General features: G+C 43.7%; 1 rRNA gene. It reads left to right on the forward strand.

What is annotated here, in order from left to right:
* A 5S ribosomal RNA gene (gene rrf, locus O0550_RS24165) occupies positions 1-105 on the forward strand; the annotation flags it as partial.
* Positions 106-343: the final 238 nt, after the last annotated feature.

A 343-nucleotide genomic window follows, 5' to 3' on the forward strand; every position in this document is an offset into this window, starting at 1 on the left:
ATGGCAGAGGGGTCACACACGTTCCCATTCCGAACACGACCGTTAAGCCCTCTAGCGCCGATGGTACTTGCCCATTCGGGCCGGGAGAGTAGGACGTTGCCAGGCCGGTAACCTTTAGGGTTACTGACAATAATACTGTTGCCTTTGAAGTGGAAATGCGTTTCAACGTTTTCTAAAACTTCAATATAGACCGCTTACGGTCAGCAAATGGCGCAGACATTTGTTCTTTGAAAACTGGATAATGATAGAAAGCATACAAGGCAAACGTTCTTACTTTTGTAGGAACATGCAAACATTAGTGTAGATCGAAAGATCAAACCTTTAACTGTGGTTAAGTTAATAA

Origin of the sequence: Brevibacillus halotolerans (assembly GCF_026891775.1) — a bacterium.
GTDB classification, from domain to species: domain Bacteria; phylum Bacillota; class Bacilli; order Brevibacillales; family Brevibacillaceae; genus Brevibacillus_B; species Brevibacillus_B halotolerans.